9 protein-coding genes are annotated in these 16,532 nt (G+C 69.5%); 2 read left to right on the top strand and 7 right to left on the bottom strand.

What is annotated here, in order from left to right:
• Nucleotides 1–17: 17 nt before the first annotated feature.
• The 6 genes from ACPU2J_RS12380 to ACPU2J_RS12355 form a co-directional block, all read right to left on the bottom strand.
• The gene (locus ACPU2J_RS12380) at nucleotides 18–926 is read right to left on the bottom strand and encodes a siderophore-interacting protein (protein WP_423833254.1); all 909 of its coding nucleotides are present in this window, start codon (nucleotides 924–926) and stop codon (nucleotides 18–20) included.
• A gap of 65 nt (nucleotides 927–991) precedes the next feature.
• On the bottom strand, nucleotides 992–2,032 hold the full coding sequence (locus ACPU2J_RS12375; RefSeq protein WP_420080730.1) for an ABC transporter substrate-binding protein: 1,041 nt from the start codon (nucleotides 2,030–2,032) through the stop codon (nucleotides 992–994).
• Nucleotides 2,033–2,176: 144 nt separating this feature from the next.
• Nucleotides 2,177–3,337, bottom strand: a complete 1,161-nt coding sequence (locus ACPU2J_RS12370) for an acyl-CoA dehydrogenase family protein (protein ID WP_361592254.1) — start codon at nucleotides 3,335–3,337, stop codon at nucleotides 2,177–2,179.
• A gap of 7 nt (nucleotides 3,338–3,344) precedes the next feature.
• Entirely contained in the window at nucleotides 3,345–4,262 is a 918-nt protein-coding gene (locus ACPU2J_RS12365) for a hydroxymethylglutaryl-CoA lyase (RefSeq protein WP_401163607.1), read from the bottom strand.
• Nucleotides 4,263–4,273: 11 nt separating this feature from the next.
• Nucleotides 4,274–6,286: an acetyl/propionyl/methylcrotonyl-CoA carboxylase subunit alpha gene (locus ACPU2J_RS12360; protein WP_423833253.1), complete on the bottom strand. Its 2,013-nt coding sequence runs from the start codon at nucleotides 6,284–6,286 to the stop codon at nucleotides 4,274–4,276.
• A gap of 26 nt (nucleotides 6,287–6,312) precedes the next feature.
• Nucleotides 6,313–7,929, bottom strand: coding sequence for a carboxyl transferase domain-containing protein (locus ACPU2J_RS12355; protein ID WP_399312531.1), 1,617 nt, complete (start codon nucleotides 7,927–7,929; stop codon nucleotides 6,313–6,315).
• A gap of 99 nt (nucleotides 7,930–8,028) precedes the next feature.
• On the opposite strand from ACPU2J_RS12355, the gene ACPU2J_RS12350 reads away from it, so the two are divergent.
• Both ACPU2J_RS12350 and ACPU2J_RS12345 read left to right on the top strand, forming a co-directional pair.
• The gene (locus ACPU2J_RS12350) at nucleotides 8,029–8,607 is read left to right on the top strand and encodes a TetR/AcrR family transcriptional regulator (protein WP_420080732.1); all 579 of its coding nucleotides are present in this window, start codon (nucleotides 8,029–8,031) and stop codon (nucleotides 8,605–8,607) included.
• Between the two features lie 56 nt (nucleotides 8,608–8,663).
• Nucleotides 8,664–9,476, top strand: coding sequence for a phosphatase (locus ACPU2J_RS12345; protein ID WP_423833252.1), 813 nt, complete (start codon nucleotides 8,664–8,666; stop codon nucleotides 9,474–9,476).
• 551 nt (nucleotides 9,477–10,027) lie between these two features.
• On the opposite strand, the gene ACPU2J_RS12340 is transcribed toward ACPU2J_RS12345, so the two are convergent.
• Nucleotides 10,028–16,369 carry an RHS repeat-associated core domain-containing protein gene (locus ACPU2J_RS12340; protein WP_423833251.1) on the bottom strand — a complete coding sequence of 2,114 codons (6,342 nt, stop codon included), beginning with the start codon at nucleotides 16,367–16,369 and terminating at the stop codon, nucleotides 10,028–10,030.
• Between the last annotated feature and the right edge of the window lie 163 nt (nucleotides 16,370–16,532).

Here is a 16,532-nt window from a genome sequence, read left to right as displayed (position 1 = left end):
GGGCGAAGCGGAGCTGACTACAGCTCGGACGCGGGGTCCTCGCTGGGAGCCTTGCCCGCGTACGCCTCGGCGAGGAGCTGCTCCTCGCTGGCGCCGAGCCGCCAGTAGCCGGTGAAGCGCACCGAACGGCGGTCGACGGATCGTTCCTGCACGAAGTGGCGGCGCACCGCGCGCACCGTGCCGGCCCCACCGGCCAGCCACACGTACGGGGCCTCGGCGGTCTGCGCGTCCTGCGGCTGCACCGAGCGGAGCGCGTCCAGCACCCGCCCGGCCCGCTCGCGGCCGTCTCCCTCGCGCACGATCCACGTGATGTCCGCGTCGGCGGCCGTGTCGAGCGCGAGCCGGTCGTCCTCGTGCGGGACCTCGAACCAGGCCCGGACCCGGGTGCCGGCGGGCAGCCGGTCCAGGATCCCGGCGGCGGCCGGCAGCGCGGTCTCGTCGGCGTACATCCAGACCGCGTCGGTGCCGGCCGGGGGCTGGAAGCGCACGGACTTGTTCTCGGCGACGGCCGGACCGATCGCCAGGATCCGGCGGCCGGCCTGCGCCCGTCCGGCCCAGTGGGAGGCGGGGGAGGAGTCCCCGTGCAGCACGAAGTCGATGTCGACCTCGACGGCTCCGCCGTCGGTGCGGCGCTGCTCGCGCACGGTGTAGGAGCGCATCACCGGCCGCTCCTCGTCAGCCATCCCGCGCCAGGCGGCGAACCAGGTGTCCTCGTCCGTGGACGGGAGGACGGTGTGCTCCGTGCCGGCCGGCGGCAGGAAGAGCGACAGGCTCTGGTCGAAGCCGCCCGAGCGGAAACCCGAGAGGGACTCCCCGCCGAACGTGACCCGCAGGAACGAGTGGCCCAGGCGGAGCGTGCGGAGCACTTCGAGCTCGAAGAAGCGGAAGTGTGCGACGGCCGGGGCGTCGGACGCGGTCTCGGTCATGCGGAGGGTCCCCCTGTGGATCGGATGTGACGTGCGGGGCGCCCGGGGTCACCGGGCGCCGGGCGTCAGCTGACCTTCTTGGCGTTCTGCAGCGCCTTGGCGAGGTCCTCGAGGATCTGCGCGCACTTCTCGTACGAGAAGATCGGCTCGGTGGTGCGCGGGGCGACCTGGTTGGCCTTCACCGCGGGCATCTCGGCCCAGGTGGCCTTGGCCTTCAGCTCCTCCGGCTGCAGGGTGCCGGTGCGGTTGTCGAGCAGGACGAGGTCGGCCTTGTACTTGCCGGCGTTCTCCCAGCTCAGGCTCTCGAAGAAGCCGCTCTCGTCGAGCTTGTCGGGGGTGATGAACTCGACGCCCAGGGACTTGAAGTACTTCAGGTCGGCCGAGGTGTCGGGGGAGGAGGCGTAGAACAGGTCGGCGGAGCCGGAGCCCACCAGGACCTTGATGCCCGGGTTGGCCTTGGTGGCCTCGCGGACCTTGGCGGCCGCGGCCTCGAAGCGGGCCTTGCCGTCGACGGCGGCCTTCGCGTTCATGTCGGCGCCCAGCGCCTTGGCGAGGTCCGCGGTGCGCTCCAGGGCCTTGTCCATGGAGACGTCGCCGCCCACGCCGATCGCGGCGGCCGGGGCCAGCTTGGTGATCTTGTCCTTGGAGGCGGCGGGGACGTACCAGAGCGAGCCGTCCCAGGTGTTGGTGACGAGCAGCTCGGGCTGGAGGGCCGCGTACTTCTCGACGTTGAACTCGTCGTAGACGTTGCCGAGGATCTCGACCTTGGAGATGTCCATCGAGCCGGCCTGCACGTCGGGCTTGCCGTCGGCGGTCTTGGTCGGGCCGAAGACGCCCTTGACCTGGACGCCGTAGTCGTACAGCGCGGCCGCGGTGCCGGTGAAGGCGACGATGTTCTTCGGCTTCGACTTCAGGGTGACCTCCTGCTTGAGGTCATCGGTGAAGGTCCAGGGGCCGGAGGACGCCGAGGCGCCGTTGTCCTTGCCGCCGTCGCCCTTCGCCGAGTCGGTGCCGCCGCACGCGGCGAGGACCGCGACGAGGCCGAGGGCGCCGCCGGCTGCGACGAACCCGCGACGGGTGAGGGAGAGGCTGCGGGACTTGGGCATAATCGTTGTCCGTTTTCGTGCGTACCGGGGCGGCGACTGAGCCGTTCGTGGGGAAGGTTAGCCTAACCTTGGCCGAAAACGGTAAGGGGGCCCTTAGTTTTTTTCGGGCCCCCTCGCTCCGCCCCGCCCGTACGGGGGCTTCTCCTAGGAGGAGAAGCCGAGTTCGCGCGCGATCAGCATGCGCTGCACCTCGCTGGTGCCCTCGCCGATCTCCAGGATCTTCGAGTCCCGCCACATGCGCGCCACCGGGTACTCGTTCATGAAGCCGTAGCCGCCGTGGATCTGGGTCGCCTCGCGGGCGTTGTCCACGGCCACCGTCGAGGAGTACAGCTTCGCGATCGCCGCCTCCTTCTTGAACGGCTCGCCGGCCACCAGCCGGGAGGCCGCGTCCCGCCAGCCGATGCGGGCCATGTGGGCGCGCATCTCCATGTCGGCCAGCTTGAACTGGATCGCCTGGTTGTCGCCGATCGCCTTCCCGAAGGCGTGCCGCTCCTTGGCGTACTTCACCGACTCGTCCACACAGCCCTGGGCCAGGCCCGTGGCGAGCGCGGAGATGGCGATCCGGCCCTCGTCGAGGATCCGCAGGAACTGGGCGTAGCCACGCCCCTCCTGGCCCACCAGGTTCGCCAGGGGGACCCGGACACCGTCGAAGGACAGCTCACGGGTGTCCGAGGAGTTCCAGCCCACCTTGGAGTAGGGGGCGGCCACCGTGAAGCCCGGCGTGCCGGACGGGACGATGATCGAGGAGATCTCCGGGCGGCCGTCCGCCTTGCGGCCCGTCACGGCCGTGACGGTGACCAGGCCGGTGATGTCCGTACCGGAGTTGGTGATGAAGCACTTCGAGCCGTTGATCACCCACTCGTCGCCGTCCTTGACGGCGGTCGTCCGGGTGCCGCCGGCGTCCGAGCCCGCGCCGGGCTCGGTCAGGCCGAAGGCGCCCAGCACCTCACCGGAGCACAACTTCGGCAGCCACTCGCGCTTCTGCTCCTCCGTGCCGAAGAGGTAGATCGGCATGGCGCCGAGGGAGACCCCGGCCTCCAGGGTGATGGCGACCGAGGAGTCGACGCGGGCCAGCTCCTCCAGGGCGATGCCGAGGGCGAGGTAGTCCCCGCCCATGCCGCCGTACTCCTCCGGGAAGGGCAGGCCGAACAGGCCCATGCGGCCCATCTCGGCGACGATCTCGTAGGGGAACTCGTGCCGCTCGTACAGGTCGCCGATCTTCGGCGCGACGACGTCGTGGGCGAAGGCCTCGACGGTGCGGCGGAGTTCCTCGTGCTCGGGGGTGAGCCGGTGGTCGAGGGACATGGTGTGACTACTCCTTGTGGGAGAGGGCGCGGACGGTACGGGAGGGGCTGGGACGTCCCAGCTGTTCGGCCATCCACACGCTCGTGGCGGTGAGGGCGGCCAGATCGACCCCGGTCTCGATGCCGAGGCCGTCGAGCATCCACACCAGGTCCTCGGTCGCGAGGTTGCCGGTGGCGCTCTTGGCGTACGGGCACCCGCCGAGACCCCCGGCGGAGGCGTCGACCGTGGTGACGCCGTGCTGGAGGGCGGCGAGGGTGTTGGACAGGGCCTGGCCGTAGGTGTCGTGGAAGTGCACGCCGATGCGGTCGGTGGGGACACCGTCCTCGTTCAGCGCGGAGAGCAGGGCCTGCACGTGGCCCGGGGTGGCGACGCCGATGGTGTCGCCGAGGCTCAGCTCGTCGCAGCCGAGGTCGAGCAGGGCCCTGGCCACGGAGACCACCTGGTGCACCGGGACGGCGCCCTCCCAGGGGTCCCCGAAGCACATGGAGAGGTAGCCGCGCACGTGCGCCCCGCCCTCCTTGGCCCGGGCCACGACCGGCTCGAACATCGCGAGGGACTCGGCGACGGTCCGGTTGAGGTTGCGGGCGGCGAAGGTCTCCGTGGCCGAACCGAACACCGCGATACGGGTGGCCCCGAGCGCGAGCGCCCGGTCCAGGCCGCGTTCGTTCGGCACCAGGACGGGAAGCGCGGCGTCCACGTCGCCGAGCAGCGGGAAGAGCTGCTCTGCGTCGGCCAGCTGGGGCACCCACTTGGGGTGCACGAAGCTGGTCGCCTCGATCGTGGTCAGCCCGGCGGCGGCCAGGCGGTGCACGAACTCCGCCTTCACCTCCGTCGGGACGGCCGTCTTCTCGTTCTGCAGCCCGTCGCGGGCGCCCACCTCGTGGATGCGGACCCGGGCCGGGAGGCCGGGGGCCGGGACGTGCATGGGGAGCCGGTTCACGCGCCCTCCTCCTCGTCCGGGGTGACGACCGCCAGGACCTGGTCCATGGCGACGGTGGTGCCGGGCGAGACGTCCAGCCCGGTGACCGTGCCGGCGTGCGGGGCGGAGATGACGTGCTCCATCTTCATCGCCTCGACGACCAGCAGGCTCTGCCCGGCCGCCACCCGGTCGCCGACGGCCACCTTGACCACGGTGACGGTGCCGGGCATCGGGGCGGCCAGGGTGTTCGCGCCCCCGCGTCCGCCGCCGCCCAGGTTCGCGGCGACGGGGTCGTACGCCTGCACGTGCCAGGAGTCGGCGTCGCGGCCGAGCCAGACCCCCTCCGGGGAGGCGGTGTGGCTGAAGCGGTGGGTGACGCCGTCGAGTTCGACGGTGACGGTGTCGGGGGTGCGGCCGACCGTCCGGCCGCGGGCCGGTGCGCCGCTGTCGACCGCGTCCAGCAGGATGTCCTGCTCGGCGCCCACCTGCCGGGTACGGACCTCCACCGGGTCCAGGCCCGGCAGGCGGAAGTGGTGCACCGTCCAGGCGGGGGTACCGCCCAGGCGCCAGCCGCTCGCGGCGTCGAAGGGGTCGGCCCACTTTGCCGCCCGCGGCTCCGGCGCGGTGCCCGCCAGCAGGGCGGCGGCCGCGTACACCTCCGGCGGGACGCCCTCCGGCAGCAGCCCGGACAGGTCGCGCTCGACCAGACCCGTGTCCAGGTCGCCCGACACCACATCGGGGTGGGCCAGCAGCCGCCGCAGGAACCCGGCGTTCGTCTGCACGCCCAGGATCACCGTGTCGGCCAGGGCACCCCGCAGCATGCGCAGGGCGGTCGCGCGGTCGGGGCCGTGGACGATGACCTTGGACAGCATCGGGTCGTACGTCGAGCCCACCGGCACACCCGCCGTCAGCCCGGAGTCGGTGCGGACCGCCCCGCCCGAGGGCTCCGACAGCGCCAGGACCGTACCGCCGGACGGCAGGAAGCCGCGCGCCGGGTCCTCCGCGCAGACGCGCGCCTCGATGGCGTGCCCGGTCAGCCGGATGTCGTCCTGGGTGACCGGCAGGGCCTCGCCGGAGGCCACCCGCAGCTGGAGCTCCACCAGGTCCAGGCCGGTGATCAGCTCCGTCACCGGGTGCTCGACCTGGAGACGGGTGTTCATCTCCATGAAGTAGTAGGAGGACGGGTCGCCGCCCGGGACGATGAACTCCACCGTGCCCGCGCCCACGTACCCGCAGGAGCGGGCCGCGTCGACGGCGGCCGCGCCCATCGCCGCCCGGGTCTTCTCGTCGAGCAGGACCGAGGGCGCCTCCTCGATGACCTTCTGGTGGCGGCGCTGCAGCGAGCACTCGCGCTCGCCCAGGTGCACCACGTTGCCGTGGGCGTCCGCCATCACCTGGATCTCGATGTGCCGGGGCCGGTCCACCCACCGCTCGACCAGCAGGGTGTCGTCGCCGAAGGACGAGCGGGCCTCGCGGCGGGCCGCCGCGATCTCCTCGGCCAGCACCGCCTCGTCCCGTACGAGCCGCATGCCCTTGCCGCCGCCGCCCGCCGAGGGCTTCAGCAGCACCGGCATGCCGATCTCCGAGGCGGCCGCGACCAGTTCGGCGTCCGAGAGGCCGCTGCCCGAGGAGCCGGGGACCACGGGCACGCCCGCCGCCTTCACCGTCTCCTTGGCGCGGATCTTGTCGCCCATGAGGGAGATGGCGCTCGCCGGCGGCCCGATGAAGGCCAGGCCCGCATCGGTGCAGGCCTGTGCGAAGGCGGCGTTCTCCGCGAGGAAGCCGTAGCCGGGGTGCACGGCCTCGGCGCCCGTCCGCCGCGCGGCGTCGAGCAGCCGCTCCACGGACAGGTAGCTCTCCGCGGCCGCCGCCGGGCCGATCCGGACGGCCGTGTCGGCCTCCCGTACGTGGCGGGCGTCCGCGTCCGCGTCGCTGAAGACGGCCACGGAGCGGATGCCGAGCTCCCGCAGGGTGCGGATGACCCGGACCGCGATCTCGCCGCGGTTCGCGACCAGAACAGTGCTGAACATCAGTGAGGTCCTCACGTCACATCACGTCACATACGGAAGATGCCGAAGCTCGAATCGCCCAGCGGGGCGTTCGCGCACGCGGTCAGGGCCAGCCCCAGCACCTGCCGGGTCTCCAGCGGGTCGATGACCCCGTCGTCCCACAGCCGCGCCGTGGCGTAGTAGGCGTTGCCCTGCTCCTCGTACTGGGCGCGGACCGGGGCCTTGAAGGCCTCCTCGTCCTCGGCCGGCCACTCCTGGCCGGCGCCCTCGATCTGGTCGCGCTTGACCGTCGCGAGGACCGAGGCCGCCTGCTCGCCGCCCATGACGGAGATCTTGGCGTTGGGCCACATCCACAGGAAGCGGGGCGAGTACGCCCGGCCGCACATCGAGTAGTTGCCGGCGCCGTACGAGCCGCCGACCACCACCGTCAGCTTCGGGACCCGGGCGCAGGCCACGGCCGTCACCATCTTGGCGCCGTGCTTGGCGATGCCGCCCGCCTCGTAGTCGCGGCCGACCATGAAGCCCGAGATGTTCTGGAGGAAGAGCAGCGGGATGCCGCGCTGGTCGCACAGCTCGATGAAGTGCGCGCCCTTCTGGGCGGACTCCGCGAACAGGATGCCGTTGTTCGCGATGATCCCGACCGGGTGGCCGTGGATCCGGGCGAAGCCGGTGACCAGCGTCTGGCCGAACTCGGACTTGAACTCCTGGAAGCGGGAGCCGTCCACGACCCGCGCGATGATCTCGCGGGCGTCGTACGGGGTGCGCGAGTCGACGGGGACCGCGCCGTACAGCCCGGCCGGGTCCACCTTCGGCTCCTCCGGGGCCTCGACCGACCAGGGCAGGGCCCCGCGCTCGGGCAGGGTCGCCACGATGTTCCGTACGATCCGCAGCGCGTGCGCGTCGTCCTCCGCGAGGTGGTCCGTCACGCCGGAGACCCGGGAGTGGACCTCGCCGCCGCCGAGCTCCTCGGCCGTGACGACCTCACCGGTGGCGGCCTTCACCAGCGGCGGGCCGCCGAGGAAGATCGTGCCCTGGTTGCGGACGATGACGGCCTCGTCGCTCATGGCCGGCACGTACGCCCCGCCCGCGGTGCAGGAGCCGAGGACGGCGGCGATCTGCGGGATGCCGGCGCCCGACATGCGCGCCTGGTTGTAGAAGATCCGGCCGAAGTGCTCGCGGTCCGGGAAGACCTCGTCCTGCATGGGCAGGAAGGCGCCGCCGGAGTCGACCAGGTAGAGGCAGGGGAGACGATTCTCCAGGGCCACTTCCTGGGCGCGCAGGTGCTTCTTGACGGTCATCGGGTAGTACGTGCCGCCCTTGACGGTGGCGTCGTTCGCGACGATCACGCACTCGCGGCCGCTGACCCGGCCGATGCCCGCGATGACCCCGGCCGCGGGGGCGGCGCCCCCGTACATCCCCTCGGCGGCCAGCGGGGCCAGCTCCAGGAAGGGCGAGCCCGGGTCGAGGAGGGTGTCCACGCGGTCGCGCGGGAGGAGCTTCCCGCGGGCGGTGTGGCGGGCGCGGGCCTTCTCCCCGCCGCCGAGCCGGGCCGCGTCGAGCCGGGCCCGCAGGCCCTCGGACAGCTCGCGGTGGGCGGCCTCGTTGGTCCGCCAGGCCTCGGACGCCGGGTCCGCGGCGCTCGTCAGCACTGGTGCCTGCTGCATCGGTCGAGCTCCCTTGCTCGTTCCAGGCGGTTAATGAGCGTTAACGCTCGTGGGGCTCAGGTTAACGACCGCTAACGGCCCTGTCTAGAATGGTTTCCCATGAGCACCAGAGCGGCCGCCCCGACCCGACGCGAGCAGATCCTCAGTGAGGCCGCCCGCCTCTTCGCCGCGCGCGGGTTCCACGGCGTCGGCGTGGACGAGATAGGGGCCGCGGTCGGCATCAGCGGCCCCGGCCTGTACCGGCACTTCGCGGGCAAGGACGCCATGCTCGCCGAGCTGCTCGTCGGCATCAGCGAACGCCTCCTCACCGGCGGCCGGCACCGGGTCGCCGAGGCGGCCGGGGACCCGGCCGGCGTCCTGTCCTCCCTCATCGACGGCCACATCGACTTCGCCCTCGACGACCGCGCGCTGATCACCCTCCACGACCGCGAGCTCGACCGGCTGCGGGAGGCGGACCGCAAGCTCGTACGGCAGCTCCAGCGCCAGTACGTCGAGCTGTGGGTGGAGGTCGTACGGGAACTGCACCCCCAGGTCGGCGAGGCGGAGGTACGGGTCGCCGTGCACGCCGTCTTCGGCCTGCTCAACTCCACCCCGCACCTGGCCGCGCTCGGCCGGGAGGCCACCGAGGCGCTGCTGCGCCGCCTGGCGCACGGGGCCTTCGAGGCCCTGTCGGCATGACCCGGGGCGTCCGCGGGCCGGACTGGACGCGCCGCCTCCGCCCCGGCGGCGGCAGAATGGCGCGTATGCCGAAGCCGATAGAGACGCCCGTACCCACCCGCGCCGAGCTCGTCGACCATCTGGTCCGCACCCGGATCGCGGGGCAGGTCGCGACGCCGCGCGAGAACAACCTCTCCCACTACCGCAAGCTCGCCAACGGCGACCGGCACTACTGGCTCGGCCTGGAACTCGGCGACCGCTGGACCGACGAGCAGGACGTCCTCGCCGTGATGGCCGAGCGCTGCGGCGTCGTGGACGACCCGGCGTTCCGCTTCGGCCAGGACACCATCGACCCGGAGCTCACGGTGGCCGGCCTGGACCGGCTGGCGGCCCGGCTGCGCAAGGCGGCGGCCGACCGGCAGAGCGTCCTGCTGGCCACCGGCCACCCGGGCGGCCTGCTGGACGTCCACCGCGCGACGGCGGCGGCCCTGCGGGCGGCCGGCTGCGAGATCGTCGTCATCCCGTCCGGCCTGACGGCCGACGAGGGCTCGGTGTGGCAGTTCGCGGACGTCGCCGTACTGGAACGCGGCGCGACCCTGTGGCACACCCATTCGCCGGAGCCGATGGCGGCGATCCTGGACGGCCTGACGGCCGCGGGCCGCCCGCAGCCGGACCTGGTCGTGGCCGACCACGGCTGGGCTGGCTGCGCGGCCCAGCGCGGCCTGGACGCGGTCGGCTACGCCGACTGCAACGACCCGGCCCTCTTCATCGGCGAGGCCGAGGGCACCCTCCAGGTGACGATCCCCCTGGACGACCACGTCCGCGACCCGCGCCACTACGACCCGATGGTGGCGTACGTGCTGCACGCGGCGGGTTTGGCGGAGGCATAGTGACGCGGGAGGCCAAGCCTCCCGGCTTCAGGCGCTATCTTCGCGTGGAGCCGAGGGACTCTGGTCGGTCGTGAGGAGATCCACTGCGTCGAACTCCGAGAGCCGAACGGTCCGGGTGCGAACCTGGCATCTGGAGGCTAAGTCGGGGTGGGGTCCAGTCGAGTTGAGTGGACCCCACCCCAGCCGAATTCGCGTCAATGCCCTCGGCGCGAATCGCAGAGTTTACGGTTTCGGTCGAGGCTCACGAACGCTGTTGAAGCGGTACACAGGCGATTTGCCTGCTGCAGGGCTAATTCACTTGAATGAAGTCGGGTACGTTCTTAGCCGCCTTCTCGTCGTCAAATGAATCCATTGTTGCTCCTTCAGGGATCCTTACACGTGAAAAAGTGATCCCGTAGCAACATTCGTTGCACCAGAACATCAAATGCCCGATGCGACTTTCTGGGTCACCCACGTACCTGAGGTCGAGGCGAGGTGAGCTACAGCGGGGGCACTGTGCGGTTGACTTTGCCTCGATGTAGCGGTCGAGGGTCTTCATCCATGCTTCTCGATTACTCATAGGCCTTGCCTCGCATGTTGAAGTACGTCCAGAACTGCGGCTCGATGGCGTGTGCAGTTTTCTCGTATCCATCTCTGGAGACAGTATCCATCGCCTGCCCGTGCAATTCAAGTTGCATAACGTGGGTACGCTCGTGCCCGATGGTCTTCACGAGCTGTTCCGCGTCGGTGAATGCGGCAGGATAGAAGTACATCTGCCTGGTCTCAGGGTTGGTCCACCCGTAGAAGCCTTCGCGGTAATCCTCTGGTTTCTTGGCAATTTTCCAGGAAGTGCCAGAAAGGTCGATCCCGCCCATTTCTGCATATTTCTTAACGTTTTTGCGATTCATTGCGATAGTCAATTCGAGTGTGGCGCCATTGTTTCCACCTCGGGCGAGAACCATAGTGGAGAACTTTGCTGTACCGCTAGCACCACGACCGAGGGGCCCCAGTGGTGCCGAAGCGATGGCGCCGCCTTGACCGGCCCCTTGTTCGAATGCCGCGCTGCTTGTATCGACGCCATACTCGTTCGCGGCTTCCTTGCGCATCGCGTCGCCAGCACATTCGACCTCGCCGAATATTTTGAAGAACTGGCATCCGAAGGTAATGGTTTCGACTGCTCCCGTAAGGAGGCCGGCAGCATAGTCGCGATCATTTCCGCGAGGCTGGGCTACCCACTTGCTAGTGCAACCGGCGCGGTTGCAAGTGGACTTCATGTGTCCCTTGACGAGATTGACATTTGTCGTCTGTCCTCGGTAATACCTCCTTTCGTGCTTACCGCCTGCCCCTTGAGTGCTGGCGGCAGACTGAGGGGTCGATTGGAATCCACTATCCTCATTGCCCCCAACGAAGTACTTGAGGCCGTCAGGGTCGGAGAATGTGAACGGGTTGTTTGCTGCGTAGGTGTAGCCGTGGAGCTGCTGGGCGTCCTTCAAATCCATGATCGGGTCCACTGAGATGAAGCGGCCGATCAGGGGGTCGTATTCGCGGGCTCCGACGTGGGTCAGGCCGCTGTCGTTGTCCTTCGTACCTCCGACGAAGGTCCTTTCTCCCGTCCACGTCGTCGGCTGGGTGCCGCGGGCTTCCCCGAACAGGCCCGTCTTGCGGCGGGTAACCGTCTGGGTCGCGTCGGCGGTCACCTGAGTGGTGCCGGTGTTGTGGTGATCGTTGAGGGTGAAGCTGAGCTTGCCGCCTGTGCGTACGGCGACGTCGCCGTAGTAGCGGGTGCCGGTGACCGTGCCCGACTTGTCGAGCTTCAGCTCGTTGCCGCCCGGCAGGTACAGCGTGGTGGCGTCCTTCTCCTTGCGCAGGAGGCGGCTGCCGGTCGTGTCGTAGACGAACCCGTCGGTGGTCAGCCCCTGGACGAGGGACTTGAGTCGTCCTTCCGCGTCCCAGTCGAGGTACTGGGTCTCCCCGGTGCCGCTATTGCGGGTCTTGGTGTTGCCCGTGGCGTCGTAGGTGAAAGTTTCATCGCGCGGGTTGGTGCCGGTCTGGGTGACCTTCGGCAGGTCGTGCTTTCCGGGCGTCGGGGGCGCGTACGTGCGGACTGTGTCCGCCGCCGGGCCCGAGGCGGTCTTGTGCTTGGTCTCCGTCTTGCGGTTGCCGACGGCGTCGTAGGTGTACGTGGTCCAGTACGGGTCCTCGCCGCCGATGACGGGAGTGGAGGGCGTTGCCGCGCAGGTCTCACCCTTGTTGGTCCACGCCTCGGTGATACGGCGCAGGGAGTCGAGGTTGACGCACTGGGTGTCCGTGGTCCGGGCAGCGTCCTGGCCGTAGGCCGAGGCTATCGCCGTCAGGTTGCCGACGGGATCGTTGGTGTACCGGGTGTCCTCGAGCCGCTTCGGTTCCACATCGCGGTCGATGACCGTGCGCACGAGTGCGCCGGTGTGGGGGTCGTACTCGTTGGAGCGGTACAGGCGCTGGCCGGACGCGCCCAGCTGCTGCAGGACAGTGCGGCCGTAGTGGTCGTAGGAAGCGGCCGTCACCAGGCGACTGGAGCCCGCTGCCATGCTCTTTAGCAGGCCCGACACCGAGTGGTAGGTGCTGCCCACCGACTCGGCCGGGAGGCCGCCCATCGCGGGCTGCCGGGTCGAGAGGACCTGCCCCGTGATGTTGTAGACGTTCGTCCACTGGTACGTGCCGGCCATCGAGCCTGTGTCGGGCGTGGACGGGATGACGACCTGGGTGTCGAGCGGCTGGTACAGATCGTTGTAGGACAGGACCTTCGAGGTGTATGCCTTGCCGTCCACGTGGCGGGTCGACTGCGAGAGCTGCCCCTTGGCCACGGTGTCGTAGACGGTCGAGGTCAGGGTGGTGGAGCCTTGCTTGGTGGCGACAGCGCGACCGAGGTCGTCGTAGTCGGTGTGCAGGGTGATATCGCGGGCGTCGGTGACGTCAGTGATGCGGTCGCCGATGTCGTACACGGTCTTGGTGAGGCCCTTGTCCGGGTCGTTCACCTCGACTTGGCGGCCACGGACGTCGTACGTGTATGTCCACTTGGCGTTGGCCGGGTCAGTGACCTGGGCCAGCTGTCCGAGCTTGTTGTACGTGTACAGGGTCGACTGCGAGGTGGTGCGGGCCGGATCGGTGTATTGCTTGACCTCGACCGTGCGCCCCTGTGCGTCAACGGTGGTAGTGGTCGCGGTGCCGCCCGCAGGCGGACTGACCGTGGTGGTGTCGCCGGTGTAGCTGGTCGTCGTGCGCTTGGTCTCGACGCCGTTCTTCTTGGCGATGACCGCTGTGGGGCGGCCGGCGCCGTCGAAGAGGGTGTCGGCGGAGGAGGGGTAGTTGAGCTCCTGTCCGGTGACCAGGTCGGGCGAGGGCGCGCCGTCGGCGTAGTACGTGCCGGAGGTGCGCCAGGCCAGGCCTCGAGTGTCGTAGAAGGTCTCTGTGACCAGGCGGCCCGCCAGGTCGGGCGACTGGGTCTGGGTCTGCCGCACCCGCAGCAGACCGTCCTGGATGGAGTGGACGACCGAGTATTCGTAGTCGTGCGTCAGCGTCTTGGAGGTGACGACGTTGGGCCCGCTGTTGCGGACGGTGTACTCGAAAATGCGGCTCGGCTTGCTCGGGTTTGTCTCCTCCGTCCAGTTGGGTGCCCAGACCTTCGTTACGCGGCCGAGGGCGTCGTACGCCGATGTGGTGACCTTGCCGTTGGCGTCGGTGACCTTGGTCGCCTGGCCGCGCAGCGGGTCGAGCCGGCTGGTCACTGTGTGCCCCAGCGGGTTCGTCGTCGTCGTGGTGGTCGGGACTTCGCCCGCGGCGGGCGTGTACGTGCTGGTGGTCACCTTCCCGTACGTGTCAGCGGCCGCCAGTGTTCGGCCGTAGAGGTCGTAGCAGAGCTCGTTGCCGGCAGCGCCGCAGGTCGACGGGATGGTCGATGCGGTGTCGTAGCCGTCGCCCTTGCCGTTGATCTTCTCGGTCTTCGACACCAGGCCCCGACCGGATACGGTGCCGAGTGTGCCGTTGTCGAAGTACGTCCGGGTGTCGCCGATGACGTCGGCCGTCGTGGCGCCGGCCGTCCCGCACGGCAGTGCGACGGTCCTGACCTGGCTCTGCCGGTCGAGAATCCAGCTTGTCGAGTTGCGCGCGTAGGTGGTCGTGGTGCAGGACTCGTCACCGGTCTTGGCGGTGTCGCCCGTGCTCGACTCCCACTCGACCATGCCGTAGCCGTCGAACTGACGGCTGGTTTCGGTCGTCCGGGTGCCGCCGGTAACGGTCGTGCGGTTGGACTCCTTCTGGACGTTGGTCTTGTAGGAGACGAGGTCCGGCAGTCCGGGGCGCACGCGCTTGGCCACAGCGTCGGAACGCCACGGCGTGTTCGATGTCGCGCCCACGAGTTTGGTGGTGTCGTCGCCCTCGTACGTGGCTGTCTCCCGGACCATGCCGGCGAACTCGGGACGGTCGGTCACCGCGGCTCCCGTGCCGTCCTTGACCTCCTTGCCGTCGAGGCCTCGGAAGTAGCGGGTCTCCGACAGCGTCTTCGGGTCACTGGCGGCACCGGTGCGGGTCTGCACGAGCCCGTAACCGCGCGCGACCGAGTGGACGCGGTCCTCGGCCTTGGTGAACTCGCTGGTGTCCTTGTCCCAGGCCGCTCCGCCGACGTAGGTGTACGAGGTCACCTTGTCGGGCGTAGAGGCGAGGTTGTCGCCCTCCACGATCTGGTTGACGACGTAGGTGTTGAACCAGTCGAGCTTGGAGGTGTCACCCTCCCAGGCCCACTTCACCGGGAAGCAGCGGGTGGTGTTCGACCCGTCCGAGGCCGGGAGGGTGGTCGGGGTGCAGTCCTGCTGCGAGTAGGTGACGCCGATGGTGCCACCGGTCTCGGTGTTGACCTGGGACATCCGCAGCCGGACGTAGGGGGCCAGTCCGTCACCGGTCCTGTCGACCCGGTTCGGGCGCTGCTCACCTGCGAAGGTGACGGGATCGAGCCGGATGTCCTCCGCGGCGCCCGACTTTGCGGTGCGGGTGATGGACTTCAGCCACATCGGGGTGGAGATGCCGTCGCCGGCCGGCGGGAAATTCTGGTCCAAGGTCCAGGAGTCGACGTCCTGGTAGGCGCCGCCGGTGAAGAGCTTGGTGTGGATCGCGGTGAGGCGCATCCGTGACCAGAACGTCGGCGAGTACTGCCCCTTGCACTCCGTCGAGCCGTCCTTGCAGAACAAGTCGTATGGGGAGTCGGGCCAGTTCTTGGCGTTGGCCTCGTCGAAGGTGCCGCAGTTGGTGAGGCAGCGCTCGCTGACGCCGAACTGCACCTGCGCCATCGCCTTGCCGCTGTAGACGGCGTCGGAGCGCAGGCCGTAGTCGATGCGGTCCAGCCAGCCGCCGCGAATGTACGGGGTGACCGTGGCCTTGCCCGTGGTCGCGGAGAAGTTCCGACCGTAGTTGTTGGTCTCGGTCTTCCAGTAGTACGCCATCGCGTCACCCCCGGGGGTGACCACGTAGTCGAGCTGCCAGCGCCAGGCCTGCTTGCACCAGGCGCTCGCGAACGAGGCGTTGTAGCAGGGCTCACCCGCCTGGTTGCCGAAGACGGGCGCGGTCCAGGCCGAGTTTGTCGTCGGCGTGGAGGCGTCCTTCCAGCCCGGGAGTCGGTTCAGACCGAAGAAGTACTGCGTGCCGTCGGTTGTGGTGATCTTCCAGTGCTCACCGTCGTTGTCGCCGTTCACGGCGCCGGTGAGCTTTTCGACCTTCTCACCCGAGTCGGAGGCCGGGTGCCAGCCCTTGCCCTGCTCGTAGACGAGCTCGGTCGACTTGCCGCCCAGCGACAGCGTGGCGTTGTCGTTGAACCAGCACTGGTCGCCGACCTTGGCGGTGTTGGTGCCGCCGGTCTTGTCGTCGTTGCAGGGCTTGTACTTGCGCTCGATGAAGCCTGGCTCCCAGGACCAGCCGTCACCGATCCACGAACCCTGGCTGTTGGACATGCCCGTACGGCCGTCCACGGACTGGGAGTAGTAGCCCAACGAGATCTGCGGGCCCAGGCCGCCGGGTACTGCGGGTGTTGAGACCGGATAGGACCAAGAGAAGGCGCCTGTCGATCCCCCAGCGCTCCACGAACCCGAACCCTGCAAGGACGTCGCCTTGTAGTCACCCGTCGGGCCGGCGTCGCCGGCCGTCGCGGCCAGTACGGTCGCGCCGCCCGAGGCCGCCGCCTTCGCGGCCGGAGCCCCCGCGGACTTGCCGGACCCGGCCGTGGCCGCGCCCACCGCGTCGACCTGCGCGGACAGCTTGCCCGTACGCGTGTCGTTCTGCGTCCGCAGCGGCGTCTGAGTACGGCACTCCGCCCGGTCGGGGGTCGTCAGCGCACAGGCCGGAAGCTCCACGAGGCGCAGCCGGGAGGCGTAGTCGCCGCCGTAGGCGCCGCGGAAGGAGTTGTAGTCCACCTCGACCGTGGCGGACGAGGGCTGCGCGCCGCCGTCCGAGCGGCCGACCGAGAGCAGGACGCCGTCGACGCCCGCCTTGCGTGCCGCGTCCTTGCCGACGACGGAGACCTTGACCTTCGACGGCGCTTCGGCCGCCTTCCCCGGCGCGACGTGGACCGCGACCGGGAGCTTGCCCGCCTGCTGCGAGCCCGAGCCGAGGACCGGCCCCTGAGCGGCCCCCGACAGGAAGGACTTCGAGACCGGACCGGGAGCGGCAGCCAGGGCCACCTCGGCGGAACCGGCCGCCGGCCAGGAGACCTTCGGCGACTTCCACGCGGTCGCACCCGCGTCGTCGGCCTTCTTCGCTCCGCCCGTGCGCACCGGCTTGACCGGTACGGCCTTCGGCTGCTTGACCTCGGGCAACGACGGCTTGGATTTGCTGTCGGCTACGGCAACCGCGCCGGGCAGCAGGCCGGAGAGGACGGCTGCGGCCAATGCCACGGAAAGCCCTCTCTTACGAGATTTTCTCACACCCCACCCCATGCTTCAGGAAATATTTACCGGCGCAGGCTAACAGTCGGAATTCCCTTGGGTTCGCCGGTTCGGCGATGGTGTTAATCCAACCCGGAACGCACTTGTTACCGCAAAGTAGACCTTGGGGTAA

Origin of the sequence: Streptomyces manipurensis (assembly GCF_049570255.1) — a bacterium.
Taxonomy (GTDB): domain Bacteria; phylum Actinomycetota; class Actinomycetes; order Streptomycetales; family Streptomycetaceae; genus Streptomyces; species Streptomyces manipurensis.
Note: the sequence above shows the minus strand (reverse complement) of the source record. Positions and strands in the feature narration are given on the sequence as shown.